Raw genomic sequence first — 25,130 nt, forward strand, 5'->3', positions numbered from 1 at the left:
TCAGGCCACGCTCATTCCCATCAGGTGCAGCAGATGCTGCGCCTGCCGCACCGCTTCCTGGCGATGCATTACTCCCAGTTTTTGATAAAGGTTGCGAATGTGCGTTTTGATGGTGGTTTGCGCCACCTCCAGCTCGCCGGCGATCTGGTCGTTGCTGTAGCCTGAATAGATCAGGCCCAGCACCTGCCATTCGCGCTGGGTGAGCGGGCTGGTGCGGATCAGCTCCGGCACCTGTGGATGGGTCAGCAGACGGCTGACGAAGCTTTCGTCGAAGTGGGCGAACTTGTGGCGATGGTGCTGGTTGATATCGCGCAGGATACGCTGGGCGCGATGCTGTTCCAGTTCCGGCAGCGTGTGTAATTGCAGCAGCTGACGCAGCTGCTGGGCCATGGTTTCGCCTTCGATAACGAAGTGGCTGATAAAGCCGGTGCGGTTCGCCAGCGTCAACGCCTCAATCAGCGCCAGCTGCGCTTCGCTCTTGCGGCCGGTTTGCCAGTAGAGCGCGTTGAGCAGCAGCAGGTTGCGGTTTAAATCGCTGGTCAGCCGCAGCCGCCGCGCATTTTCATTCAGTTCGTCCAGCACTACTTCCGCTTCGTCATACTGTCCCAGCAGGATCTGTACGCGGGCGATATTGCGCCACTGTCCCTGCAGGAAATGGTTGTCGGCGGTGGCCGGCTTCGGCGTCAGCCGCAGCCAGTTGGCGGCGGCAACTTTATCATTGGTCATCTGCCAGTAGATCACGCGCGGCTTATCCGCGTTGGTGACCCAGTCGCTGTGGTACTGGCCGTTGCCGAGCAGGTTTTCGCAGCGGATCAGATGGCGGCGCGCGTTATCGATATCGCCACGCGCCAGCGCGCACTTCGCCAGCATCGCCAGGCACTGCAACTGCTGCTGCGGCTGGAAATTCGCCAGCACCTCCAGCCCTTTGCGCGCCGTCGCTTCCGCTTCGTCAAGGCGCGCCCAGGACCAGAGCAGCTGCGCGCGAATGCGCAGCAAAAACTCATGCATCGGCAGCTGTTCTAATCCTTCCTCATCGATCAGCGCGAACGCCTTCTCCTGGATATCGTATGCGGTTTGCAAAAAGCCCTGCGCCAGCAGGATTTCACTCTGCTGCAACAGCGCCCAGAGCGCGTAGTGACAGCAGTTGTAATGGCGCGCCATTTCGTCGGTCTGCTGCATGGTGGCGAGCGCCGCCTCCAGCTCGCCCTGACAGTGCAGCACTTCGCCTTTTACCGAGGTGGCGACGATGCGGCTGTAGTAATTCGCCAGCGGCAGATGGGTCAGCGCCTGGTTCGCCAGCCGTTCCGCCTCGTCGGGCTTGCCGGCGTTGATGGCGACCTGCGCGCGCAGCGCATCGAATTCGGCGCTCAGCACCGGATCGATGGCGATCTGCTGCAATGTCATCTCCTCTTCGGCGCGCGCCAGCAGCAGGTTGACCTCGCCATAGCGATGCTGGCTCTGCGCCAGCCACGCCTGCAACAGAATCAGACGCGGATGATCCACCAGCTGCTGCCACGGCAGCGCCTTCAGACTTTCCTCCAGCAGCGCCAGCTCGCTGTGATTGAACAGCGACCAGGCATGATGCAGCAGAATATCGCGCAGCAGCGCGGTGTCGCCCGCCGCCAGCGCATGATGAATCGCTTCTCCGGCGTAGCCGAGCGCCATCCAGCCTTCCGCCGCGGCGCGATGAAGCTGATGCAGCTCGCTGCTCAGCTCCCACTGACAGCGCTGGCGCAGGAAGCTGGCGAACAGCGGATGAAAGTTAAACCATTTGCCGCTGTCGTCCATGCGTTGCAGAAACAGCCCCTGACGCTCCGTTTCTTCAAGCCGCAGCTGCGCATTCTCTTCGCCGGTCAGACGCGCGATCAGCGTGTCGTTCATTGAACGCAGCACCGAACTGCGTAACAGGAAGTTTCGCGTCGCGCTGTCAACGCAGTCCAACACCTCATCCACCAGATAGTCGGAAAGATGGCTGGCGTTGATACCGGCGAGACGCTGGGCGGAATGATGAGTCGGCGTATTGGACTGGCGTTCCGTCAGGGCGATCAGCTGTAGCGCGGTGGCCCAGCCAGCCACTTCGGCGCAGAGCCGCTGTGAATCATCTGCGCCGATCGGCTGTTGCAGACGGCAGTCGAAGAACTGCTTCGCCTCCTGCGGCGTAAAAGCCAGCGACTGACTGTTGATTTCCAGCAGCTGTTCGCGCACCCGCAGGTTAGCGATGCCCAGCGAAGGCAGATTGCGCGACAGAATAATCAGCGTCAGGTTTTCGGGCTGATGGCGAATGAAAAAGCGCATCGCCTGATGAATGGCGTCGTTAGCGATCAGGTGGTAATCGTCAATCACCAGATAAAGTGGGCGCTGCCACTCCGCCAGCTCAACAAAAAGCTGGGAAAAGAGCGCGCTGAGGCTGGCGTACTGACGCTTCTGCGCCAGCGCCTCGCTGCGCATACAGTGTCCGCCGGTTGCCTGTTGCACGGCGGCCATAAAGTAGTTGGCGAAGCGCTCCGGGTAATTATCGCTGTCATCCAGCGAATACCAGCCGAGATCGCTTTTATCCGCCGCCCACTGTGCCACCAGCGTGGTCTTGCCATAGCCAGCGGGACTGCTTATCAACGCTAAGCGGTAGTGCGCAATGTTCGCAAGCCTGGCTATCAAACGCTCCCGAACAATGGTGTTCTGAAGCCGCAGTGGACGGCTGAGTTTCGATGGTATCAGCATGGCGACACTTCACTGTGATGACATAGAAGGAAACAAAAAGAATTATTTCACGGCGTGTAATTAAGTACTTTCTGACGTGTCAGGCAGTAATGCAAGGAGGAGAACTTTCCCGTGTTCATTAAGTTGCACCTCATCACATTTCCTTATTATTTTTTGACATTTTTCTGCTTCATTGCTAACGAAGGCGGCGGAATACGCGGCGTCCCTGCGAAGCATAAAAATGCGTTTTAGGTCCATTCATAAATAGGTCGTTATGTTTAGCGTGATTTTTTTATTTATATCGCGTGGTTTACAGCGCTTTTTCCGCCAGCGGCGTCTTAACTTAACGCGTTGACGATCACATTTTTACCTACGCCCTGCCGCTCATCCCCGGCTAATCCTGCCGCGGGAGGATGCCGCTCAGTCGGGTTAACGTCAGCATGTGCGCATCAATTTTTTGCGAATCCATACCCTAAATAATTCAGGTCGCAGGAAGGCGGCAAGGAAGTAAATCTCCGGGAGCTTACAAGAGTGAGTGACCGGGGTGAGCGAGCGTAGCCAACGCGCCAGCGGCTTGAAGTATGACGGGTATATTACTTAACGGAAGAGAGTTGTATGTCGCAGCTAACATTCAATAAGGCTCGTTTTGAGGCGGCGTTAACGCGCCAGTGGCAGCATTTAGGGCTGGCGAGCGCCAGCGATATGACGCCGCGTCAGCGGTGGGAAGCGGTCGGCGGCGCGCTGGCCGAACTGCTGGCGGCGCAGCCGACGGTCAATTCCGGTAAAAACCAACGCCATGTCAATTACCTGTCGATGGAGTTTCTGATTGGTCGACTGACCGGCAATAACCTGATCAACCTCGGCTGGTATGACGAGGTTAACGCGCTTTTAGCGGAGCAGGGCATCAATCTCAGCGAGCTGCTGGAGGAAGAGGTGGACCCGGCGCTGGGCAACGGCGGTCTGGGACGCCTGGCGGCCTGCTATCTCGATTCAATGGCGACGGTCGGCCAGCCCGCCATCGGCTACGGTCTGAACTACCAGTACGGCCTGTTCCGCCAGTCTTTCGACGAGGGTTACCAGCGCGAAGCGCCGGACGACTGGCGACGCGACCGCTATCCATGGTTTCGCCATAACAGCGCGCTGGATGTCGAAGTGGGCATCGGCGGCAAAGTAGTGAAAAACGATGACGGTTCGCTGCGGTGGGAACCGGCGTTCGTGATGCGCGGCGAAGCCTGGGATCTGCCGGTCATCGGCTATCGCAACGGCGTCACGCAGCCGCTGCGCCTGTGGCAGGCGACCCACGCGCACCCGTTCGACCTGACGCTGTTCAACGACGGCAAATTCCTGCAGGCGGAGCAGCGGGGCATCGATGCGGCGAAGCTGACCAAGGTGCTCTATCCCAACGATAACCATCAGGAAGGCAAGCGGCTGCGTCTGATGCAGCAATATTTCCAGTGCGCCTGCTCGGTGGCGGATATTCTGCGCCGTCATCACCTGGCGGGCCGCGCGCTGGCGGAGCTGCCCGATTATGAGGTGATCCAGCTTAACGATACCCATCCCACTATCGCCATCCCTGAAATGCTGCGCCTGCTGCTGGATGAGCATCAGCTGGAGTGGGAGGAGGCGTGGCGTATTACCAGCAACGTCTTCGCCTACACTAACCATACGCTGATGCCGGAAGCGCTGGAACGCTGGGACGAGCGCCTGGTGCGCACGCTGCTGCCGCGCCATTTCGCCATTATTAAAGAGATCAACCGACGCTTTAAGAAGCTGGTGGAGAAGCAGTGGCCGGGCGATGAAGCGGTCTGGGCGAAACTGGCGGTGCTGCATGACAAACAGGTGCGCATGGCGAACCTGTGCGTAGTCAGCGGTTTTGCGGTAAATGGCGTTGCGGCGCTGCACTCCGATCTGGTGGTGAAGGATCTCTTCCCGGAGTATCACCAGCTGTGGCCGCACAAGTTTTTCAACGTCACCAACGGCATCACGCCGCGTCGCTGGCTGAAGCAGTGCAACCCGGCGCTCTCTGAACTGATTGATGAGACGTTAGGCAACCGCGACTGGGTGACGAACCTGGACGCGCTGAAAGGCCTGGAGCCGTATGCGGACGATAAGGCGTTTCGTCAGCGCTATCGCGACATCAAACATAACAACAAGCTGCGGCTGGCGGAGTATGTGCGCCGCGTCACCGGCATTGAGATCAACCCCGACGCGCTGTTCGACGTGCAGATCAAGCGTCTGCACGAGTACAAGCGCCAGCATCTCGGTCTGCTGCATATTCTGCACTGCTACCGTCAACTGCGCGACAACCCGCAGCTGGATAAGGCGCCGCGCGTCTTTCTGTTCGGCGCCAAGGCGGCCCCAGGCTACTACCTGGCGAAAAACATCATCTACGCGATCAACAAAGTGGCCGAGGTGATCAATAACGATCCGCTGATCGGCGATCGTCTCAAGGTGGTGTTTATTCCTGACTACCGCATCACCGCGGCGGAGCTGATGATCCCGGCGGCGGATCTGTCGGAGCAGATCTCCACCGCTGGCTATGAAGCCTCCGGCACCGGCAATATGAAGCTCGCCCTGAACGGCGCGCTGACCATCGGCACGCTGGACGGCGCCAACGTTGAGATTGCCGAGCAGGTCGGGGAAGAGAATATCTTTATCTTCGGCAATACCGTTGACGAGGTGAAGGCGCTGAAGGCAGGCGGCTACGATCCGAAAAAGTTGCGTAAGAAAGACAAACATCTCGACGGTCTGTTGAAGGAGCTGGAAAAAGGCCATTTCAGCCAGGGCGATAAGCACGCCTTCGATCTGCTGCTGCACAGCCTGACGAAGAACGGCGATCCCTGGCTGGTGCTGGCGGATTTCGCCGACTATATCGCCGCGCAGGAACGTGTGGAGGCGTTATGGCGCGATAAGGAAGCCTGGACGCGCGCGACTATACTCAATACCGCACGTACCGGCATGTTCAGTTCCGATCGCTCTGTACGCGACTATCAGCAGCGTATCTGGCAGAGCAAACGCTGAGGGAGGGCGGCGCAGGCCGCTCATAGTCACAGACTGTTTCAGGAAGCGTTATGGATTTAACCCAACTTGAGAAAGACGCCAGCGCAGCCGGGATCGCTGCCAGCTATATCAATGCGAAGGGAGAGCCAGAGGCTATCAGCGCCGAAACCCGGCAAAAACTGCTGGAGGCGATGGGGTTTCCCCGTCCGGTCAGCGACGCGCCTGTCCCCGCAGTGAAAGTCTTTAGCGGACGACGCAAGCGGGAACTGGCGGTCGGCGGCAGCGGCCCGTTCCGGTGGACGCTGCAAACCGAACAGGGCAAAACGTATCAGGGCGAGGCGCGGGGCGGCGAGACGTTTCCACTGCCGCCGCGTCTGCCGCAGGGCTATCATCAGCTGACGCTCACTCAGGGGGAAAACGCGTGGCCGTGCCGCATCATTATGGCGCCGCGCCGCTGCTATGAGCCGCAGGCGCTGCTGGAAGGACGCAAACTATGGGGCGCCTGCGTGCAGCTCTATACGCTGCGATCCGCGCGTAACTGGGGCATCGGCGATTTCGGCGATCTGAGCGAGATGCTGACACAGATCGCCGAACGCGGCGGCGATTTTATCGGCCTTAACCCGATTCATTCGCTCTATCCCGCCAGCCCGGAGAGCGCCAGTCCTTACAGCCCGTCGTCGCGCCGCTGGATGAACGTGATCTATATCGACGTGGAGCGCGTGCCTGATTTCCAGCAGAGCGAAGAGGCGCAACGCTGGTGGCGGGATAAAGAGACGCAGCGGCGCATCAAGGCGGCGCGCGAGACCGAGTGGGTCGACTATAGCGCGGTGAACCAGCTTAAAATCGACGGCCTGCGGCTGGCCTGGGCGCAGTTCAGTACCCGCGATGAGCAGGACGCCACGCGCCGTCATTTCGAGGCGTACATAGCCGCGGGCGGCGAAAGCCTCTACAGCCAGGCGGCGTATGACGCGCTGCACGCCGCCATGCTGAAAGAAGATGGACAGCGCTGGGGCTGGCCAGCGTGGCCGGAAAAATATCGCCACGCGCAGAGCAAAGCGGTGCAGCAGTTCTGCCGTAAAAATGAGGACGAGGTGCGTTTCTGGCTCTGGCTGCAATGGCTGGCGAACCGGCAGTTTGACGAGTGCTGGCAGGTTTGCCAGCGGCACGGCATGTCGGTGGGGCTTTATCGCGATCTCGCCGTCGGCGTGGCGGAAGGGGGCGCGGAAACCTGGAGCGATCCCGATCTCTACTGTCTGAAGGCATCGGTAGGCGCGCCGCCCGATATTCTGGGACCGCTGGGCCAGAACTGGGGCTTGCCGCCGATGGACCCGCATGTGATGGCGGCGCGCGCTTATCAGCCCTTTATTGATATGCTGCGCGCCAATATGGCGAGCTGCGGCGCGCTGCGCATCGATCATGTCATGTCGATGCTGCGCCTGTGGTGGATACCCTATGGCCAGACGGCGGACCACGGCGCCTACGTCTACTATCCAGTGGACGACCTGCTGGCGATCCTGGCGCTGGAAAGCCACCGTAACCGCTGTATGGTGATCGGCGAGGATCTCGGCACGGTGCCGAAAGAGATCATCGGCAAGCTGCGCAGCGGCGGCATCTATTCGTGGAAGGTGCTCTACTTTGAGCAGGAGAGCGCCGATCGCTATCGCGCGCCGCAGGAGTGGCAGCGTCAGGCGATGGCCAGCGCCACGACGCACGATCTGCCGACGCTGCGCGGATTCTGGAGCGCGGGCGATCTGACGTTGGGCGAAACGCTGGGGCTTTACCCGGACAAAGTGGTGCTCAAAGGGCTGTATGAAAACCGCGAACGGCAGAAGCAGGCGCTGCTGGACGCGCTGCACGAGCAGGGCTGCGTGCCGAAAAAGCTGGGCAAGCGGGCGGTGAAAGTACCGGCTTCCGCCGAGCTAAGCCGTGGAATGCAGCGTTATATCGCCGAAAGCGCCAGCGCGCTGCTGGGGCTGCAACCGGAAGACTGGCTGGAGATGGAAAAACCGGTGAACGTGCCGGGCACGGTGGATCAATATCCTAACTGGCGACGCAAGCTCAGCCGCACGCTGGAAGAGATGTTCAACGATGAACAGATCAACCGGCTGATTAAGGATCTCGATAAACGGCGGCGGGCAAGTTAATTATTACGTCAGGCAAGTTAGCATAAAAAAGGCGACCTTCTGGTCGCCTTTTCTTTTTTGCGCTTCCAGGGTTTGCCAGGAAACCCCTGCTTATTTTCAGCGTAGCCGTCAGGCCGCGCTTAGTAGTAAGAGTGTTCGCCGCGCTGATGCTCGGTCAGATCGCGCACGCCTTTCAGCTCAGGGAAAGCGGCCAGCAGCTCTTTCTCAATCCCTTCTTTCAGCGTCACGTCGACCATAGAACAGCCGTTGCAACCGCCGCCGAATTGCAGGATCGCATAGCCTTCGTCGGTAATTTCCATCAGCGTGACGCGACCGCCGTGGCTCGCCAGCTGCGGGTTGATCTGCGCCTGTAACAGATATTCTACGCGCTCGATCAGCGGCGCATCGTCGGCCACCTTGCGCATTTTAGCGTTCGGCGCTTTCAGCGTTAGCTGCGAACCGAGATTGTCGGTAACGAAGTCGATTTCGGCGTCTTCAAGGTAAGGCGCGCTCAGCTCGTCAACGTAGGCGGACAGCTTTTCGAACTTCAGCTCAGTATCGGTCGGCTCCACGGCGTCGGGCGGGCAGTAGGAGACGCCACATTCAGCAGTTGGCGTGCCCGGATTAATGACGAACACGCGGATTTGGGTGCCATCTTCCTGATTTGACAGCAATTTTGCAAAATGCTCCTGGGCGGCATCGGTAATTCGGATCATGGCAGTTGCTCAATAGTTGACTAATTTAGTTGGTTATAATACGCCCATCGCCGACGCTCTACAAGGTACGGCACAGGCACCAAATCTGGACGCTGGCGGCGCCAGCATGCAGTAGCAGACGGCTGATTTCCGCTACCGTACTGCCGGTGGTCACCACATCATCAATCAGAGCGATATGGCGATCGCGCACGGCGATTTCAAGGCGAAAAGCGTTACGCAGGTTATGTCTGCGCGCATGGGCGCTCAGCTGATGCTGAACATGCCCGGCGCGGCGGCGGGTCAGCCCGTTCGGGCGGTATGCGCAGCGCAGCCAGCGCGCCAGCGGCCTTGCCAGCAGGTCGGCCTGATTAAAGCCCCGTCGCCAGGCACGGCGGCGATGCAGCGGAACGGCTAGCAGCAGATCGGGCCGGGGCAGGCCGCGTTCACGTTTTGCCGATAACCAGCTTAGCAAAATCAGCCGCGCCAACATCACAGAGAGTGCGGTAACGCCGGAGAATTTGTGGCGCGCGATCAGCTGGCTTAGCGGCGGACGGTAATCAGTGACCGCCACCAGATGTTGCCACGGCGGCGGACGGCGCAGGCAACGCCCGCAGGCGACGCGGGAATTGCTGGCGGGCAGCCCGCAGCGCGGACAGCAAAGCGGCAGCGGCGGCAGGGCGCGCAGGCAGTAGCTGCAAAGCCCTTGTGACGTGAGTTTCAGCGGCGACTGGCATAGCCAACAGCCTCCCTGCATTGGTAGCATAGCGACCTCCCTGATTTAGCGATGATGAGACCATAACTGATGACCCAGCTTTACTGGCACACCACCGGCACCGGCGATAGCGATCTTGTGCTGCTTCACGGATGGGGACTGAATGCTGAGGTGTGGCGTTGCATCGTCGAGCCGCTCAGCGCGCAGTTTCGTCTGCACCTGGTCGACCTGCCCGGCTTTGGCCGCAGCCAGGGGTTCGGCGCCCTGACGCTGGATGAGATGGTGGAGGCGCTGCTGCCCCGTCTGCCGGAAAAGGCGACGCTGCTGGGCTGGTCGCTGGGCGGCCTGGTGGCCAGCCGACTGACGCTGCGCTATCCGCAGCGGGTGTCGCGTCTGATTACCGTCGCCTCTTCGCCGCGCTTTACCGCAGTGGACGCACAGTGGCCGGGGATCAAGCCCGATACGCTGGCGAGTTTTCAGCAGCAGCTAAGCGAGGATTATCAGCGCACCGTGGAACGCTTTCTGGCGTTGCAAACGCTCGGTACCCAGAGCGCCCGACAGGATGCGCGCGCGCTGAAAGAGGTGGTGCTGTCGCAGCCGATTCCACCGGTCGAGGTGCTGGCGGGCGGTCTGGAGATCCTGCGCTGCGTCGATCTGCGCGATGAGATGGACGCGCTGGCGGTGCCGCTGCTGCGCCTCTATGGCTACCTCGACGGGCTGGTGCCGCGTAAAACGGCGGCGCTGCTGGATGAGCGCTGGCCGCAAAGCGCTTCGCTGGTGATGGAGAAAGCGGCGCATGCGCCTTTTATCTCCCATCCGCAGGAATTTTGCGCCGCGGTCGTCCGCTTCACTCTTTCAGATTAAGAAAGTTTATCGCTTTAACTGGCAAAATATCACCTGGCGTTAATACTTGAACCTGAGCAAGGCCGCTGACTATGACTTTGTATAAGTCACCCAGGGAGCAGGGCGCTTTATTCCCTATCTCATTGTATTCATTCGGCGGCCATTGGGAAAATCGGTCAACTATAAGACGAAGGTGTACTATGAATATGATCAAAACTGTTGCTGTTACCTGCCTGCTGGGCGGCCTCTCTTTCTCCGTACTGGCAGCGAAAGAGATCACCAAAGAAGAAGTGCAGAAGATGAATCTGCAAAAAATTGGCACCGTAAACACCACGGCGGAAACCACTTCGCCGATGGACGCCAAACGCGAACTGTCAAAAATGGCGGATGAAAAAGGCGGCCAGTATTACGTCGTCATCGCTGGCCGCGAGCACGGCCGTTTCAGCGCGACCGCAGACGTGTATAAATAAGGGTTTAGCAGGCACAGGCGCGATGGCTGCGCCTGCTACCCTTTCAACCACAGGTAGTGCCACGGCGGCAGCGTAACCGGCTGCGCGCCATCGATGATCTTCTGCTCGATAATATCCCGATATTTTTTCCCCTCCGGCAAAACGGCGCTGACGCTTTTTTCGCTCAGATTAAACACGCACAGCAGATTATTTTCGCCATCCGGCGTATGGCGCCGCATCATCAGCAGCGTATTGTCGCTATCGAGGATTTCCATGGGATTATCGGGATGGAACGCCGCCTGACGCGTGCGCAGTTGGATCAGCGCGCTGAGACGGTTAAAGATCTGCTGACGCAGATAGTCCGCGCCCGATAACGCTTTCTCAATAAACGACAGCGCATATTTCTCACGGTTGATGGCGCGGTTGTGACCCGCCACTCTGACCCCTTCGACATCGTTGCGCGAGCCAAGAATGCTCTGGATATAGATGGCGGGCACGCCGGGAAAGGCCAGCAGTATGGCGTGCGCCAGCATAAAACGCCGGATGCGCGTGTCGTCATCATCGTCCTGCTTATTCAGCGCATCCATATAGGTGACGTTGATTTCATATGGGCTGGTGGTGCCGTCCGGGTTGTTTTTATAGGAGACCAGCGCGCCCTCCAGCGCCAGGTCGCGCACCAGCGAAACGATTTCCACCTCCGGCAGGATGCCGCGCGCCGGGTTCAGCCCGATGCCGTCGTGGGAGGCGAGGAAGTTAAAGAAGGTGGTGTTGCCGCTGCTGAGATCGAGCCCGGCGGCCCACTGACGCAGCGCGCGTGCCGAGCCGTTATGGATGGCGTGCAGCACCAACGGCGGCAGGGAAAACTGATAGACCATCTGCGCCTCATCCTGACCGTTGCCGAAGTAGCTGATGTTGTCCTGATGCGGCACGTTGGTTTCGGTGATGATGACCGTGCCGGGCGCGACGGCGTCTGCAATGGCGCGAAACAGCTTCACCAGCAGATGCGTGTTCTCCAGGTGAATGCAGCGGGTGCCGGGCGTTTTCCACATATAACCTACGGCGTCGAGGCGCACATAGTCAGCGCCCTTTTTCAGATACTCCAGCAGCACGTCAACCATGCGGATCAGTACTTCAGGGCTGGCGAAGTTCAGATCGATCTGATCGGCGCTGAAAGTGGTCCAGATATAGTGGGTTTCGCCATTGGCGCGCAGAAAAGGGGTGAGCAGCGGCGAGGTGCGCGGGCGGGTCACGCCGCTTAAATCGGTGCCGGGCGCCATGCTGATAAAAAAATCGTCCCAGCCCGGATCGCAGGCCAGCCAGTGCTTAAACCAGGGGCTGTGGGCGGAAATATGGTTGCAGACGAAATCGAACATCAGGCGCGTATGGGTATGCAGCTCGGCGACGTTGCGCCATTCGCCGCAGATCGGGTTCACCTGATGGTAATCGATAACGGAAAAGCCGTCGTCGGAGGACCAGGGATAAAACGGCAGCAGATGCACCAGATTGAACGTCGATTGCAGATGCTGTTGATAAAAACGTGAAAAGGTGGCGAGCGTCGGCGCCTCCGGCTCGCGGAACTGATCGGCGTAGGTGATCAGCACCACATCTTTTTCATCCCAGTGTGGCTTGCGCGGTTTTTTTATCGCATCGCGGGCGGCGCGAATGTGCGAAAGCAGACGCTCCCGCGCGCCCATCGGGAAAGCGTCCTGGTAGATCTTATCGATTAAGTTATTGATAATATCCATGATTACCCAGCGGGCCACAGCTTCAGGTTGGGGGAGGCGTTAGTTTTTACTGTAGACCGCTGGGCTGAATTCGCAACTGTTGCTCCCGGCTAGTGACAATTGCTGCTTTTTAACGGCGCCTCGTAGCGCTCTACCGGCAGCACCCTGATGGGTATGCGCTGCGGGGGCAGGCGAACACGACGCAGCGCCAGCAGCAGCGCGCCGTTAAACAGCAGCACCAGCAGGATGGTCAGGCCGCTGGCCAGCGGCTGTTCGCCGATACGCGAGAACTGCCAGAACAGCGTAGCGAGCGAATACGCGACGTTCAGGCCCCAGAAAATAGAAAAGCCCATCCAGCGACGGCTGCTTTCGCGGGCGATGGCGCCCATTACCGATACGCACGGCACATAGAGCAGCACGAACAGCAGATAGCTGAAGGCGGCGGCGTCGCTGCCGAACTGGCGGTGCATCTGCCCCATCGCGCCGCCAGCCATTTCGCCGTCGCCCTTGCTGGCTTCAATCGGGTTGGCCAGCACGCTCAGGCTCAGCGTATCTTTCAGGCCCTGCCAGGTTTCCGTCACCGCGTCTCCCAGCTCCGCCTTCAGGCTCCAGCTGGCGGCATCGAACGGCTCCTCATGCAGCGCTTCGGCGGTATAGAGCGTGTTCAGCGTGCCGACCACCACTTCTTTCGCCATCGCGCCGGTGATCAGGCCGACCGTCGCCTGCCAGTTGTCGGAATGAATGCCGATCGGCGTCAGCAGCGGCGTTAATCCCCGGCTGACGCTGGCCAGCGCCGAATCGTTGATGGTGTTGACCGGCTGGCCGTTAAACGAAAAGCTGTTCAGGCCGCCAATCAATACGCTGGCGATGACAATCACTTTCCCCGCGCGCAGCACAAAGCCGCGCAGACGTTGCCAGGCCTGAAGCAGCAGGCTTTTCAGGTGCGGCACATGCCAGCTCGGCAGCTCCATAACAAACGGCGACGCCTCGCCGCGCAGCAGCGTATGCTTCAACAGCAGGCCAGTTAAGATCGCCATGACGATGCCGGTCAGATAGAGACTGAAGACCACCAGCGCCCCATGCGCACCGAAGAAGGCGGCGGAAAACACCGCAAAAATAGCCAGCCGGGCGCCGCAGGACATAAAGGGCGCCATCATGATAGTAATCAGCCGCTCGCGCGTCGCATCCAGCGTCCGCGCGCCCATCACCGACGGCACGTTGCAGCCGAAGCCGACAATCAGCGGCACAAAAGATTTCCCCGGCAGACCGAGCGACTGCATCAGCCGGTCGACCACAAAGGCGGCGCGCGCCATATAACCGGAATCCTCCATAAAGGAGAGGAACAGATACATCAGGCCGATCTGCGGCACCAGCGGCAGTACCGTATTGATGCCGCCGCCGATCCCCTGCGCCAGGAACAGCGTCAGCCAGGTGGGGAAATGCAGCGTATAGCCAAGCCACTGGGTGCCGTGAATAAACAGCGCCGCCGAACCGACGTCGAACAGCGGTTGCAGCGCGCCGCCGATATTGATCGCCAGCAGAAACATCAGGTACATCATCAGCAAAAAGATGGGAATGCCGAGCCAGCGGTTCAGCACAATGCGGTCGAGCTGCTGCGACAGCTGATGTGGCGCGGCGAGATGTTGGTTGCTGACGGCGACGCACAGCGCGGAAAGCTGCTGATAACGCGCGGCGGCGATCGCCACGGCGGGATCGAGCGTCAGCTCGCTATTCAACGCCGCCAGCCGCTGCAACGCCAGCTCCCCTACCTGCTGACGGCTGTAGACGTCGCCTTCCAGCAGCTGTAGCGCCAGCCAGCGTCGGCGCTGGCGGCTTTCGCTCACCGGCATGGCGGCGGCCAGTTGGTCGGCGGCGGCGTCCAGCGCAGGCGGATAGTCCACTTTCAGCGGCGACCCGGCCTCCACGCCTTTATCGATCAGCTGTTTCAGACGATCGAGGCCGCTGCCGCGCGTGGAGACGACCGGCACCACCGGACAGCCGAGGCGCTGCGACAGCGCCGGAATATCGATGCTGATGCGTTGGTTTTCCGCCATGTCCAGCATGTTCAGCGCCACGATGCAGGGCACGCCCAGTTCGCGCAGCTGAAGGGTGAGGTAGAGATTGCGTTCAAGATTGCAGGCGTCCACCACGTTGATCAGCAGGTCCGCCTGTTGGCTCAGCACAAAATGGCAGGCGATCTGCTCGTCGATAGACGCCTGCTGGGAAATGGTGGTCAGCGAATAGGTGCCGGGCAGGTCGATAAGGTTGACGCGGGTGCTGCCCGCAGTGAAGAAGCCCTCTTTACGCTCCACGGTCACGCCAGCCCAGTTGCCGACGCGCTGGCGTGCGCCGGTGAGCTGGTTGAACAGGGTGGTTTTTCCGGCGTTGGGATTGCCTAACAGACCGACAGTAACGTTTTTCATGCCGCCTCCTTGCCTGCAACCGGCTGTAGTTGCAGCAGCGCCAAATCCTTTTTACGCAGCATCAGGCTAACGCGGCCCGCCTGAATTTGCAGCGGATCGCCTAACGGCGCAATGCGCACCACTTCGAAACAGGCGCCGGGCAGCAGGCCCAGGGAGAGCAGTTTCTGGCGCCAGGCGGGGCTGACTGCGGGCGAGAAGCCGAGAATTTGATAGTGCTGACGGGCAAGCAATGACATGGCTGGTACCTCATGGACTGTCGCGTTGCGCGACAATGACAAAACGGCACCATATTAATGATAATAATTCTCGTTAGTGTTGACGTAGAGCAAAAAATAGCAAGGACGACAGAACGTCGCCCTTACGTTTTTACATGGCTTGCCGAAGGCGGCAGGATGCCGCCTGACGTTTTAGCGTTTCTTGCCGAAGGCGGCCGCCAGCGCGTCGCCCATGGCGCTGTTGCCCGGCGTGGAGGCGGCAGCGCGCTGACGCGGCTTCGCGGCCGGACGGCCATTCTCACGGCCCTGCGCGCGCGGCGCGGCGCGCGAGGCGCTTTCGCCCGGCTGCTCGTCCAGACGCATGGTTAACGCGATGCGCTTACGTTGCAGGTCAACGTCCAGCACCTTCACCTTGACGATATCGCCCGCTTTGACCACCGTGTGCGGATCTTCGACGAACTTATCGGAGAGCGAGGAGATATGCACCAGGCCATCCTGATGTACGCCGATATCGACAAAGGCGCCGAAGTTAGTGACGTTAGTGACCGCCCCTTCCAGCACCATGCCCGGCAGCAGGTCGTTCATGGTTTCCACGCCTTCCGCAAACTGCGCGGTTTTGAATTCAGGACGCGGATCGCGACCCGGCTTCTCCAGCTCTTTCAGGATATCGCTCACCGTCGGCACGCCGAAACGCTCGGTGGTGAAGTCCACCGCTTTGAGGTTGCGCAGCTCGCTGGGTTGCCCATCAGATCGCGCAGCGACTGGCGGGTCGCCTCCAGAATGCGCTCCACCACCGGATAAGCTTCCGGGTGAACGGTTGAGGCGTCCAGCGGGTTGTCGCCATGGTTGATGCGCAGGAAGCCGGCGCACTGCTCGAAAGCTTTCGGACCGAGGCGGCTTACCTTCAGCAGCTGCTGACGGTTCTGGAACCGGCCATTTTCATCGCGCCAGTTGACGATATTCTGCGCCATCATACGCGTCAGTCCGGCGACGCGCGTCAGCAGCGCCACGGAGGCGGTATTGAGATCGACGCCCACGGCGTTCACGCAGTCTTCCACCACCGCATCCAGCTTTTTCGCCAGCATGCTCTGGCTGACGTCGTGCTGATACTGGCCGACGCCGATCGATTTGGGATCGATCTTCACCAGCTCCGCCAGCGGATCTTGTAAGCGGCGAGCGATAGAGACCGCGCCGCGCAGCGACACATCCAGATCGGGAAACTCCTGCGCTGCCAGTTCGGAAGCGGAGTAGACCGACGCGCCCGCTTCGCTGACCACCACTTTCTGCGCGGTGATTTGCGGGAACTGCTTCTGAACGTCGAGGAAGAAACGTTCCGTTTCGCGCGAAGCGGTGCCGTTGCCGATCGCGACCAGTTCCACCTGATGACGAATGCAGAGGGCCGCGACCGCCGCAGCCGCTTTCGCCGCCTGGCCGGTATGCGGATAGACGGTATCGGTAGCGACCAGTTTGCCGGTCGCGTCCACCACCGCCACTTTCACCCCGGTGCGCAGGCCCGGATCGAGGCCCATAGTGGCGCGCATGCCGGCCGGCGCCGCCATCAGCAGATCGTGCAGGTTGCGGGCGAAGACATTGATCGCTTCTTCTTCCGCGCGCTCGCGCACGCTGCCCATCAGCTCGGTTTCCAGATGCAGCAGCACCTTGATGCGCCAGGTCCAGCTGACAACCGCTTTACGCCAGCTGTCCGCCGGCGCGTTGTTCAGCCGCAGGTTCAGATGCTCGGCGATGAGCTGTTCGCCGTAGCTTTCGCGCGGCGGCTCGTCAAACTGCGGATCGGGGTTGAGCGCCAGCTGCAGCACGCCTTCGTTGCGACCGCGGAACATCGCCAGCGCGCGGTGCGAAGGCACGGTTGAAAGTGCTTCGTGATGGTCGAAGTAATCGCGGAACTTGGCGCCTTCCTCTTCTTTGCCTTCTACCACGCGGGAAACCAGATGCGCGTTCTTCCACAGGTAGTCGCGCACTTTCGCCAGCAGAGCGGCGTCTTCAGCAAAACGCTCCATCAGGATGTAGCGCGCGCCGTCCAGCGCCGCTTTGACGTCAGCCACGCCTTTCTCTGCGTCGACAAAGCGGGCGGCCAGCTGCTCCGGCTCCTGGGAAGGATCCTGCCACAGCGAATCGGCCAGCGGCTCCAGACCCGCCTCGATGGCGATCTGACCGCGCGTGCGGCGCTTCGGCTTATAGGGCAGGTAGAGATCTTCGAGTTCGGTTTTACTCAGAGTGCCATTAATTGCGGCGGCGAGTTCATCACTGAGTTTGCCCTGGTCGGCAACGGATTTCAGAATCGCCTGGCGACGATCCTCCAGCTCGCGCAGATAACCGAGACGGGTTTCCAGCTGTCGCAGCTGGGTATCATCAAGCCCGCCGGTTACTTCCTTACGATAACGTGCGATAAACGGCACGGTATTCCCTTCATCCAACAGGCGGATCGCGGCGTCAACTTGTTCAGCGCGCGCCTGAAGTTCACCCGCAATAATGCGGCTCAGCGAATCATTCATCATCGGTTCAACTATCTTGCTAGCACAGTGTGAGAAACAGGGGACAGTTATACGGATTGACGGCTGAAATTGCCAGCGATGCGGCGCGCTTTAAGCCATATTCCGAGCGCGGTTTACCTCTGCCGGGACTGTTGTTGTACCATGAGCGCAAAGAGGCGGCGGCGACCGCCCCACCGTAGGTTAAGCAGACAGGATTGCCGTGTGAAAACTCAACTGATCACCCGTGAAGGGTACAATAAGCTTAAAGCGGAACACGATTATCTGTGGAAAGAGAAGCGCCCGGAGATCACCAAAATCGTCTCCTGGGCGGCCAGCCTGGGCGACCGCTCGGAAAACGCGGATTACACTTACAACAAGCGTCTGCTGCGTCAGATCGACCGGCGGGTGCGCTACCTGCGCAAGTGCCTGGCGGAGCTGAAAATTGTCGATTACTCTCCGCAGCAGGAGGGCAAGGTCTTTTTCGGCGCCTGGGTCGAGGTGGAAAACGAGCAGGGCGACGTTAAACGCTTCCGTATCGTCGGGCCGGATGAGATTTACGGCGATGCGAAAGACTATATCTCTGTCGATTCGCCGATGGCGCGCGCGCTGATTAAAAAGGAAGTGGACGACGAGGTAAGCGTCCTCACGCCGGAAGGTGAGAAAATCTGGTTTGTGAACGCCATTGAATATCGTCAGGATAGCGAGGGCGAATCTTAACGGCGGCGCAGGAAAAAAGAAGCGGAGAATAATGACTTTTTAAATAAAGCCAGGGCCGTGCTTATTCTCCGGTGGCGAAAGACGACAGCAATAAGGGTTTTGACAGACACAGATATCGTTATACCGCCTTAGCGAAAAGGCGTTGTTTAATGTGGAATGATGCTGGTGGTTGTGGTGATCGCCTGGGCGCCCGCCGCTTCGCCGCTGGCGGGTTCATTGGCCATCACATAACCGCTGATGAATAAGGCCAGTGAGCAGATGAGCATTATTTTGTTCATGATGATTCCCGGCTAATTAATAAAGAGAAGAAAGCGTGCCGGGATGAATATAGGTTTGCCGTCGGAGCCTGAAAAGCGTTGTTTTTTAACCTTTCGCGATGAGTTAAGTTATTGCTGGATCGACAGTTTATTCTCTGCGACTCTTCCTGGCTTAGCGTAACGGAAAATAAATAAACGCCAGATTTTCTGCTAATAGTTGGACTCAGGGCGCGCTAATCTGACGATGAAAACAGACAGGCTAAAGCGCATCCCGACAGAGATGTTGTAGCCGTCATGCTAACTTACTGTTTCTTTAAGTAAATATCTTCGACAGGCGATTCGAGCCAGTAGAAAGTAGAGTTTCCGGCACGATTTCAGAAAAGACGGATCGCAGCGTTGCGGATAATTCGATAGCGTAAAAGTGAATTAAACGCGCGATAAGCTGCTGTTTAATATGCTTTGTAACAATTTCGGCTAGAATATAAACCAATAATGGCTGTCACAGTTACGCTTCTTTTTTAACAATACCAGCTCGGGCAATAGCGCCTTTGGGAGTATCGAAATGCAAGAGAACTACAAAATTCTGGTCGTCGATGATGACATGCGCCTGCGCGCGCTGCTGGAACGTTATCTGACCGAGCAGGGTTTTCAGGTGCGCAGCGTGGCTAACGCCGAGCAAATGGATCGCCTGTTAACCCGCGAATCCTTTCACCTGATGGTGCTTGATCTGATGTTGCCAGGGGAAGATGGCCTTTCTATCTGCCGCCGCCTGCGTAGTCAGAGCAATCCGATGCCGATCATTATGGTAACGGCGAAAGGCGAAGAGGTCGATCGCATCGTCGGTCTGGAGATCGGCGCGGACGACTATATTCCAAAGCCGTTCAACCCACGCGAGCTGCTGGCGCGCATCCGCGCCGTGCTGCGTCGTCAGGCTAACGAGCTGCCGGGCGCGCCATCGCAGGAAGAGGCGGTGATCGCCTTTGGTAAATTTAAACTGAATCTCGGCACCCGCGAAATGTTCCGCGAAGATGAGCCGATGCCGCTGACCAGCGGCGAGTTCGCGGTGCTGAAAGCGCTGGTAAGTCATCCGCGCGAGCCGCTGTCGCGCGATAAGCTGATGAACCTCGCCCGTGGCCGTGAGTACAGCGCCATGGAGCGCTCCATTGACGTGCAGATCTCGCGTCTGCGCCGCATGGTGGAAGAAGATCCGGCCCATCCGCGCTATATCCAGACCGTTTGGGGCCTGGGCTACGTCTTCGTCCCGGACGGCACGAAAGCATGAAGCGACTCCGCTTTTCTCCCCGCAGTTCGTTCGCGCGCACGCTGCTGCTGATCGTCACGCTGTTGTTCGTCAGCCTCGTCACCACCTATCTGGTGGTGCTGAACTTCGCCATTCTGCCCAGCCTGCAACAGTTCAATAAGGTGCTGGCGTATGAAGTGCGCATGTTGATGACCGACCGGCTCCAGCTGGAAGACGGCACGCAGCTCGAAGTGCCGCCAGCGTTCCGGCGTGAAATCTACCGCGAACTGGGGATCTCTCTTTATACCAACGCGGCGGCGGAGGAGAGCGGATTACGCTGGGCTCAGCATTACCAGTTTTTAAGCGATCAAATGGCGCGCCAGCTTGGCGGGCCGACCGACGTGCGGGTTGAGGTCAACAAAAATTCGCCGGTGGTCTGGCTGAAAACCTGGCTATCGCCTGATATCTGGGTGCGCGTGCCGCTGACGGAAATTCATCAGGGCGATTTCTCGCCGCTGTTCCGCTATACGCTGGCGATTATGCTGCTGGCGATCGGCGGCGCCTGGCTGTTTATCCGCATTCAGAACCGGCCTTTGGTCGATCTGGAACATGCGGCGTTGCAGGTGGGGAAAGGCATTATTCCGCCGCCGCTGCGTGAATATGGCGCCTCGGAGGTGCGCTCAGTGACGCGCGCCTTTAACCAGATGGCGTCGGGCGTGAAACAACTGGCGGACGATCGCACGCTGCTGATGGCGGGCGTCAGCCACGACCTGCGCACGCCGCTGACCCGCATTCGTCTGGCGACGGAGATGATGGGCGAAGAGGATGGCTATCTGGCCGAGTCGATCAACAAAGATATCGAAGAGTGCAACGCGATTATCGAGCAGTTTATCGATTATCTGCGCACCGGCCAGGAGATGCAGACCGAACGCGCCGATCTTAACGCGGTGCTCAATGAAGTGGTGGCGGCGGAAAGCGGCTATGAGCGGGAAATTGAAGACGCGGTCATGCCGGAAGAGCTGATGCTCGATATCAATCCGCTCTCCATCAAGCGCGCGGCGGCCAATATGGTGGTGAACGCGGCGCGCTACGGCAACGGCTGGATTAAGGTGAGCAGCGGCCGCGAGTTGCAACGCGCCTGGTTTCAGGTAGAGGATGACGGCCCCGGCATTCAGCCGGACCAGCTGAAGCACCTGTTTCAGCCGTTTGTGCGCGGTGACAGCGCGCGCAGCACCAGCGGCACAGGGCTGGGGCTGGCGATTGTGCAGCGTATTATCGATGCGCATCAGGGATCGCTGGATATCGGCGTTAGCGAGCGCGGCGGCCTGCGCATACGCGCCTGGCTGCCTTTAAGCGACGCGCCGCCCGCCGCCAGCGGCTCGCCGCCTGCTGTGGTCAGCTAAGGCCCAAAACAAAAACCCCGCCGTTCGGCGGGGTTTTTGTTTTCAGCAGGGTGCTTAAATGTGCGGGCCGGCGGAAACCAGCGCGGCGCCCGCAGGCGTATCGGTATACTTTTCAAAGTTAGCGATAAAGCGATGCGCCAGATCGAGCGCGCGGCTTTCCCATTGAGAAGGATCTTCCCATGTGTTGCGCGGATCGAGAATGTGGCTGTCGACGCCCGGCACCGCTAACGGGAACTGCAGGTTAAATATTGGCAGGGTGTGCGTTTCCGCCCCGTCCAACTCGCCGCTCAGGATTGCGTTGATGATAGCGCGCGTGTCCTTCAGCGAAATGCGTTTGCCGGTGCCGTTCCAGCCGGTATTCACCAGCCAGGCTTCCGCGCCCGCCGCCTGCATCCGTTTCACCAGCACTTCCGCATACTTTGTCGGATGCAGCGTCAGGAACGCGGCGCCGAAGCAGGCGGAGAAGGTAGGCGTCGGCGCGGTGACGCCGCGCTCGGTGCCCGCCAGCTTAGCGGTAAAACCGGAAAGGAAGTGATACTGCGTCTGATCGGAAGAGAGACGGGATACCGGCGGCAGCACGCCGAACGCATCGGCGGTCAGGAAAATCACTTTCTTCGCATGTCCCGCTTTGGAAACCGGCTTAACGATATTATCGATATGATAGATCGGGTAAGAGACGCGGGTGTTTTCCGTTTTGCTGCCGTCGTTAAAATCGATGCTGCCGTCGCTGCGCACCACCACGTTTTCCAGCAGCGCGTCGCGGCGGATGGCGTGATAGATCTCCGGCTCCGCCTGCTCTGACAGATTAATGGTTTTCGCGTAGCAGCCGCCTTCGAAGTTGAACACGCCGTCATCGTCCCAGCCATGTTCGTCATCGCCGATCAGCTGGCGTTTCGGATCGGTAGAAAGGGTCGTTTTACCGGTGCCGGAGAGGCCGAAAAAGACCGCCACGTCGCCTTGCTCGCCAACGTTGGCCGAGCAGTGCATCGAGGCGATGCCTTTCAGCGGCAGCAGGTAGTTCATCACTGCGAACAGCCCTTTTTTCATTTCGCCGCCGTACCAGGTGCCGCCGATCAGCTGCATATTCTCGCTGAGATTAAAGGCGACGAAATTCTCTGAATGCAGTCCCTGCTCCCGCCAGTTGGGATTGGTGCATTTTGCGCCGTTCATCACCACAAAATCGGGCGTGAAGCTGGCGAGGCTCTCCGCATCCGGGCGAATAAACATATTTTTGACGAAATGCGCCTGCCAGGCCACTTCGGTAATAAAGCGCACGCTCAGGCGCGTATCGGGGTTGGCGCCGCACCAGGCGTCAATCACAAACAGGCGCTTGCCGGAGAGCTGCTGCGTCACGCAGCCCTTTAGCGCTTCCCAGGTTTCCTGCGACAGGGGCTGATTATCGTTTTTGCCTTTGCCCTGATCGTTCCACCACAGGGTGTCGCGTGTGGTATCGTCGCGCACGATATATTTATCTTTTGGCGAACGGCCGGTGAAGATACCGGTATCCACGGCGATCGCCCCGGATTGCGTCAACGTGCCACGCTCATAGCCTGACAGTCCGGGCAGGGTTTCTTCCTTAAATAAAGTTTCATAATCGGGATTATGGATGACTTCAACCGTATCAGTGATGCCATAAGCGACGAGGTCCTGGGGAGTCAGGCCATTAGCGCGCATATTACTGCTCCTTTATCGGTTTGTACTGCAACAAATGTAGGGGGGACTTGCTGCCACGAGCCGTAAAGCGGCACGAAGCGATTCATGCAGCTTTACAATTGCGGCAGTCTACTACTGTCAATATGCAGCGGAAGAAGAGAGTGGCAGAAATGAGAGACGAAACGTTTTTTTATAGAAATTCATCATAATCTGATGAAAAGTTATGATTGTTGCGCGGTTATTATGAAACAACATTTTATTTTTTCCGCAGGCCGCCAGGCTTTTCTGCTGTATTAAGCGCAACGGCCAGTCGATCTCATTTTCCGCTGGCGGCCCGTCGCGCTATTGCCGTTTGTTAACAAAAAAGGCGACCGAAGTCGCCTTTTTATCATGTGTGCGTCCGTTTTACCGTCGCATCAGGCGTTTCGCCATCTGCAAGGAAGACAACGCATCCGCTAAGCGATCAGTGAATCTGCTCGCTGCTGCTGTTGCCAGCGTCGTTGCGGATTGCCGCGATGTCGACCGCATCGTAAACATAATGGCTGCCGCAGTAGTCGCAGTGCATATCGATCTGGCCATCTTCTTCCAGAATCTGGTTGACCTCCTCCTGCGGCAGAGTGCGCAGCACTTCGCCGCAGCGTTCGCGCGAGCAGGTGCATTTAAAGCTGACGCTCTGCGGTTCGTAAATGGTCACCTCTTCCTGGTTATAGAGACGCCACAGGACATCATTCGCTGGCAGACCGATCAGCTCTTCCGTTTTGATGGTTTCGGTCAGCATCGCCAGGTGGTTGAAATCTTCCTGATCGGCGTTCTGCGCCGGCAGCACCTGCAGCAGGATGCCCGCCGCGCCCGCCTGTCCTTCATGCTCGCCGGTGCGGATAAACAGACGCGTCGGCAACTGCTCGGAACGCATAAAGTAATCTTCCAGGCAGGCGGCCAGCGTATCGCCTTCCAGACCGACCACGCCCTGATAGCGCTCGCCTTTTTCCGGCGAAATGGTGATCACCAGATAGCCGTTGCCGACCATCTCTTTCAACGTGCTGCCGTCGGCGATCTCGCCCTGCACGCGTGCCACGCCCCGCATTTCCTGACGGTTGTTGCCGTTGATCACCGCCAGCGTCAATGCGCCGTCGCCCTGCAGCTGCACGGTGATATCGCCTTCGAATTTCAGCGTGGCCGTCAGCAGGCTGGTGGCTACCAGCAGTTCGCCCAGCAGCTGCTGGACCGGCTGCGGGTAATCATGCCCGGAGATAATCTCCCGCCATGTTTCGGACAGATTAACCAGTTCGCCGCGAACCGCGTGATTCTCGAACAGGTAACGATGCATTTGGTCTTGATGGGACATAGTTTTTCTCTCGTGTTGGCGGCGCGTTATTCGTCGCCAGAAAATTTAAATTTCATCAGATCGCGGCGCTCTTTTTTATCCGGCCGACGATCGGGATGCGGCATGGTGAGCGCGTTCATCTTGCGCGCCTGCGCCATCTTTTCCCGTTTCTCCATGCTTTCCGGCGTCTCGCTGTAAAGCTGCTGCGCTTCCGCCGCGGGACGACGCTGATCGGTAACGGCGCGAACGATCACGGTACGCTCATCGTTGCCCTGACGGAGCTTCAGTTCGGCATCCAGCTCCACCAGCTTGCTGGGTTTGCTGCGCTGTCCGTTGTAGTGCACTTTGCCGCCCTCGATCATTTCACGCGCCAGCGCGCGGGTCTTGTAAAAGCGTGCGGCCCAGAGCCATTTGTCGAGCCGGACGCCTTCTGCGGATTTTTCTTTCATCACTGCTCCCGTCGATTTACCGCCTCTGGAGCGCCAGCGCGCCGAGAAAGGTTCGGTAATCATTTACGCTCTGATGGCGAGCGAAGGTTTTGGTCGGCATACCGGAATCGGGATTGCCAACGCCCAGGCACCAGGCAATTCCCCAGCGCTTCGCCGCATCCAGCACCGGTTCGCTGTCATCAATAAACAGCGTGCGGTGATTGTCGAAGCCGGTATGGTGCTGCACGGCCTGCCATAAGCGCTGATCTTCTTTCGGAAAGCCAAATGTATGGGTCGAAAGCAATAAATCAAGGTGCTGGCCCAGGCCGGTCTGCCGCAGCTTTACCTCCAGATTCCAGGGATGCGCGTTGGTAAGCAGAATGGTGCGCTTGCCGCAGGCGCGTAAGGCCTGCAAAAAGGGAAGGGTGTCTTCACGCAACTGTGCCCGGCTGCGCATTTCCCAGGTCATGGCGCGGATATCCAGCTCCAGCTCGCGGCTCCAGTAATCCAGACAATACCAGTTTAGCGTATGCTGCACCGCCTGGTATTTCGCCGTGATGAGTCGGTTCGCCTCAGAGAGCGAGATGCCCCGCTTTTGACTGAAAGACTGGGGCACCAGCGTCAGCCAGAAGTGGCTGTCGAACGCCAGATCGAGCAGGGTGCCGTCCATATCCAGCAGCACGGTGTCAATCTCGCGCCAGTTCACCTCAATCGCCATGCCGCCTCCGCGCAAAT

The 25,130-nt window shown here is 59.1% G+C and carries 18 protein-coding genes and 1 pseudogene; 7 read left to right on the forward strand and 12 right to left on the reverse strand.

Translation table 11 applies throughout. From position 1 onward, the window contains the following. Entirely contained in the window at positions 1 to 2,718 is a 2,718-nt protein-coding gene (gene malT / locus C2E16_RS01760) for an HTH-type transcriptional regulator MalT (RefSeq protein WP_084969862.1), read from the reverse strand. Between the two features lie 594 nt (positions 2,719 to 3,312). Between malT and malP the strand changes: the two genes are divergently transcribed. Both malP and malQ read left to right on the forward strand, forming a co-directional pair. After that, positions 3,313 to 5,718 carry a maltodextrin phosphorylase gene (malP, locus tag C2E16_RS01765; RefSeq protein WP_038629685.1) on the forward strand — a complete coding sequence of 802 codons (2,406 nt, stop codon included), beginning with the start codon at positions 3,313 to 3,315 and terminating at the stop codon, positions 5,716 to 5,718. Positions 5,719 to 5,768: 50 nt separating this feature from the next. Next, entirely contained in the window at positions 5,769 to 7,841 is a 2,073-nt protein-coding gene (gene malQ, locus C2E16_RS01770) for a 4-alpha-glucanotransferase (protein WP_084969861.1), read from the forward strand. 119 nt (positions 7,842 to 7,960) lie between these two features. Here malQ and nfuA read toward each other — a convergent pair whose 3' ends face one another. Both nfuA and gntX read right to left on the reverse strand, forming a co-directional pair. Next, positions 7,961 to 8,536, reverse strand: a complete 576-nt coding sequence (nfuA, locus tag C2E16_RS01775) for a Fe-S biogenesis protein NfuA (RefSeq protein ID WP_038629687.1) — start codon at positions 8,534 to 8,536, stop codon at positions 7,961 to 7,963. A gap of 58 nt (positions 8,537 to 8,594) precedes the next feature. Beyond that, on the reverse strand, positions 8,595 to 9,278 hold the full coding sequence (gene gntX / locus C2E16_RS01780) for a DNA utilization protein GntX (RefSeq protein WP_084969860.1): 684 nt from the start codon (positions 9,276 to 9,278) through the stop codon (positions 8,595 to 8,597). Between the two features lie 39 nt (positions 9,279 to 9,317). On the opposite strand from gntX, the gene bioH reads away from it, so the two are divergent. Both bioH and C2E16_RS01790 read left to right on the forward strand, forming a co-directional pair. Next, positions 9,318 to 10,091 (forward strand): pimeloyl-ACP methyl ester esterase BioH, encoded by a 774-nt coding sequence (gene bioH, locus C2E16_RS01785; protein WP_038629690.1) that lies wholly within the window; start codon positions 9,318 to 9,320, stop codon positions 10,089 to 10,091. 179 nt (positions 10,092 to 10,270) lie between these two features. After that, positions 10,271 to 10,540: a YdgH/BhsA/McbA-like domain containing protein gene (locus C2E16_RS01790; RefSeq protein ID WP_038629691.1), complete on the forward strand. Its 270-nt coding sequence runs from the start codon at positions 10,271 to 10,273 to the stop codon at positions 10,538 to 10,540. 35 nt (positions 10,541 to 10,575) lie between these two features. Here the strand turns inward: C2E16_RS01790 and C2E16_RS01795 are convergent, their stop codons facing one another. The 4 genes and pseudogenes from C2E16_RS01795 to C2E16_RS01810 all read right to left on the reverse strand — a co-directional run bounded on the left by C2E16_RS01795 (position 10,576) and on the right by C2E16_RS01810 (position 17,397). Beyond that, positions 10,576 to 12,264 carry an alpha-amylase family glycosyl hydrolase gene (locus tag C2E16_RS01795; protein WP_038629692.1) on the reverse strand — a complete coding sequence of 563 codons (1,689 nt, stop codon included), beginning with the start codon at positions 12,262 to 12,264 and terminating at the stop codon, positions 10,576 to 10,578. Positions 12,265 to 12,353: 89 nt separating this feature from the next. After that, positions 12,354 to 14,666: a Fe(2+) transporter permease subunit FeoB gene (gene feoB / locus C2E16_RS01800; protein ID WP_084969859.1), complete on the reverse strand. Its 2,313-nt coding sequence runs from the start codon at positions 14,664 to 14,666 to the stop codon at positions 12,354 to 12,356. Further along, positions 14,663 to 14,902: a ferrous iron transporter A gene (gene feoA, locus C2E16_RS01805; RefSeq protein WP_038629694.1), complete on the reverse strand. Its 240-nt coding sequence runs from the start codon at positions 14,900 to 14,902 to the stop codon at positions 14,663 to 14,665. The genes feoB and feoA overlap by 4 nt, the downstream gene beginning before the upstream one ends. A gap of 171 nt (positions 14,903 to 15,073) precedes the next feature. After that, positions 15,074 to 17,397 (reverse strand): annotated as a pseudogene (locus tag C2E16_RS01810) (Tex family protein). A gap of 198 nt (positions 17,398 to 17,595) precedes the next feature. Here C2E16_RS01810 and greB point away from each other — a divergent pair. Next, positions 17,596 to 18,090, forward strand: a complete 495-nt coding sequence (greB, locus tag C2E16_RS01815) for a transcription elongation factor GreB (protein ID WP_038629696.1) — start codon at positions 17,596 to 17,598, stop codon at positions 18,088 to 18,090. 146 nt (positions 18,091 to 18,236) lie between these two features. Here the strand turns inward: greB and C2E16_RS21050 are convergent, their stop codons facing one another. After that, complete coding sequence (locus tag C2E16_RS21050; RefSeq protein ID WP_257152250.1) at positions 18,237 to 18,368, reverse strand: hypothetical protein; 132 nt, start codon at positions 18,366 to 18,368, stop codon at positions 18,237 to 18,239. Positions 18,369 to 18,909: 541 nt separating this feature from the next. Here C2E16_RS21050 and ompR point away from each other — a divergent pair. Both ompR and envZ read left to right on the forward strand, forming a co-directional pair. Continuing rightward, complete coding sequence (gene ompR / locus C2E16_RS01820; protein WP_038629697.1) at positions 18,910 to 19,629, forward strand: osmolarity response regulator transcription factor OmpR; 720 nt, start codon at positions 18,910 to 18,912, stop codon at positions 19,627 to 19,629. After that, entirely contained in the window at positions 19,626 to 20,990 is a 1,365-nt protein-coding gene (gene envZ, locus C2E16_RS01825) for a two-component system sensor histidine kinase EnvZ (RefSeq protein ID WP_038629698.1), read from the forward strand. Before ompR ends, envZ begins: the two co-directional genes overlap by 4 nt. 54 nt (positions 20,991 to 21,044) lie before the next feature. Here envZ and pckA read toward each other — a convergent pair whose 3' ends face one another. The 4 genes from pckA to yrfG form a co-directional block, all read right to left on the reverse strand. After that, entirely contained in the window at positions 21,045 to 22,664 is a 1,620-nt protein-coding gene (gene pckA, locus C2E16_RS01830; protein WP_038629699.1) for a phosphoenolpyruvate carboxykinase (ATP), read from the reverse strand. 442 nt (positions 22,665 to 23,106) lie between these two features. Further along, the gene (hslO, locus tag C2E16_RS01835; protein WP_038629700.1) at positions 23,107 to 23,988 is read right to left on the reverse strand and encodes an Hsp33 family molecular chaperone HslO; all 882 of its coding nucleotides are present in this window, start codon (positions 23,986 to 23,988) and stop codon (positions 23,107 to 23,109) included. A 26-nt stretch (positions 23,989 to 24,014) separates the two neighbouring features. After that, positions 24,015 to 24,416 carry a ribosome-associated heat shock protein Hsp15 gene (gene hslR, locus C2E16_RS01840; protein ID WP_038629701.1) on the reverse strand — a complete coding sequence of 134 codons (402 nt, stop codon included), beginning with the start codon at positions 24,414 to 24,416 and terminating at the stop codon, positions 24,015 to 24,017. 16 nt (positions 24,417 to 24,432) lie between these two features. Next, positions 24,433 to 25,113 (reverse strand): GMP/IMP nucleotidase, encoded by a 681-nt coding sequence (yrfG, locus tag C2E16_RS01845; RefSeq protein WP_038629702.1) that lies wholly within the window; start codon positions 25,111 to 25,113, stop codon positions 24,433 to 24,435. Positions 25,114 to 25,130: the final 17 nt, after the last annotated feature.

It is taken from the genome of Mixta calida (assembly GCF_002953215.1).
GTDB classification, from domain to species: Bacteria; Pseudomonadota; Gammaproteobacteria; order Enterobacterales; family Enterobacteriaceae; genus Mixta; species Mixta calida.

Coding starts and splice junctions, on each gene's coding strand:
- malP (WP_038629685.1), top strand. CDS start 3,313: ATGTCGCAGCTAACATTCAATAAGGCTCGTTTTGAGGCGGCGTTAACG.
- C2E16_RS01795 (WP_038629692.1), bottom strand. CDS start 12,264: ATGGATATTATCAATAACTTAATCGATAAGATCTACCAGGACGCTTTC.
- hslO (WP_038629700.1), bottom strand. CDS start 23,988: ATGTCCCATCAAGACCAAATGCATCGTTACCTGTTCGAGAATCACGCG.
- malT (WP_084969862.1), bottom strand. CDS start 2,718: ATGCTGATACCATCGAAACTCAGCCGTCCACTGCGGCTTCAGAACACC.
- C2E16_RS21050 (WP_257152250.1), bottom strand. CDS start 18,368: ATGAACAAAATAATGCTCATCTGCTCACTGGCCTTATTCATCAGCGGT.
- malQ (WP_084969861.1), top strand. CDS start 5,769: ATGGATTTAACCCAACTTGAGAAAGACGCCAGCGCAGCCGGGATCGCT.
- yrfG (WP_038629702.1), bottom strand. CDS start 25,113: ATGGCGATTGAGGTGAACTGGCGCGAGATTGACACCGTGCTGCTGGAT.
- feoB (WP_084969859.1), bottom strand. CDS start 14,666: ATGAAAAACGTTACTGTCGGTCTGTTAGGCAATCCCAACGCCGGAAAA.
- gntX (WP_084969860.1), bottom strand. CDS start 9,278: ATGCTACCAATGCAGGGAGGCTGTTGGCTATGCCAGTCGCCGCTGAAA.
- envZ (WP_038629698.1), top strand. CDS start 19,626: ATGAAGCGACTCCGCTTTTCTCCCCGCAGTTCGTTCGCGCGCACGCTG.
- C2E16_RS01790 (WP_038629691.1), top strand. CDS start 10,271: ATGAATATGATCAAAACTGTTGCTGTTACCTGCCTGCTGGGCGGCCTC.
- feoA (WP_038629694.1), bottom strand. CDS start 14,902: ATGTCATTGCTTGCCCGTCAGCACTATCAAATTCTCGGCTTCTCGCCC.
- bioH (WP_038629690.1), top strand. CDS start 9,318: ATGACCCAGCTTTACTGGCACACCACCGGCACCGGCGATAGCGATCTT.
- hslR (WP_038629701.1), bottom strand. CDS start 24,416: ATGAAAGAAAAATCCGCAGAAGGCGTCCGGCTCGACAAATGGCTCTGG.
- ompR (WP_038629697.1), top strand. CDS start 18,910: ATGCAAGAGAACTACAAAATTCTGGTCGTCGATGATGACATGCGCCTG.
- nfuA (WP_038629687.1), bottom strand. CDS start 8,536: ATGATCCGAATTACCGATGCCGCCCAGGAGCATTTTGCAAAATTGCTG.
- pckA (WP_038629699.1), bottom strand. CDS start 22,664: ATGCGCGCTAATGGCCTGACTCCCCAGGACCTCGTCGCTTATGGCATC.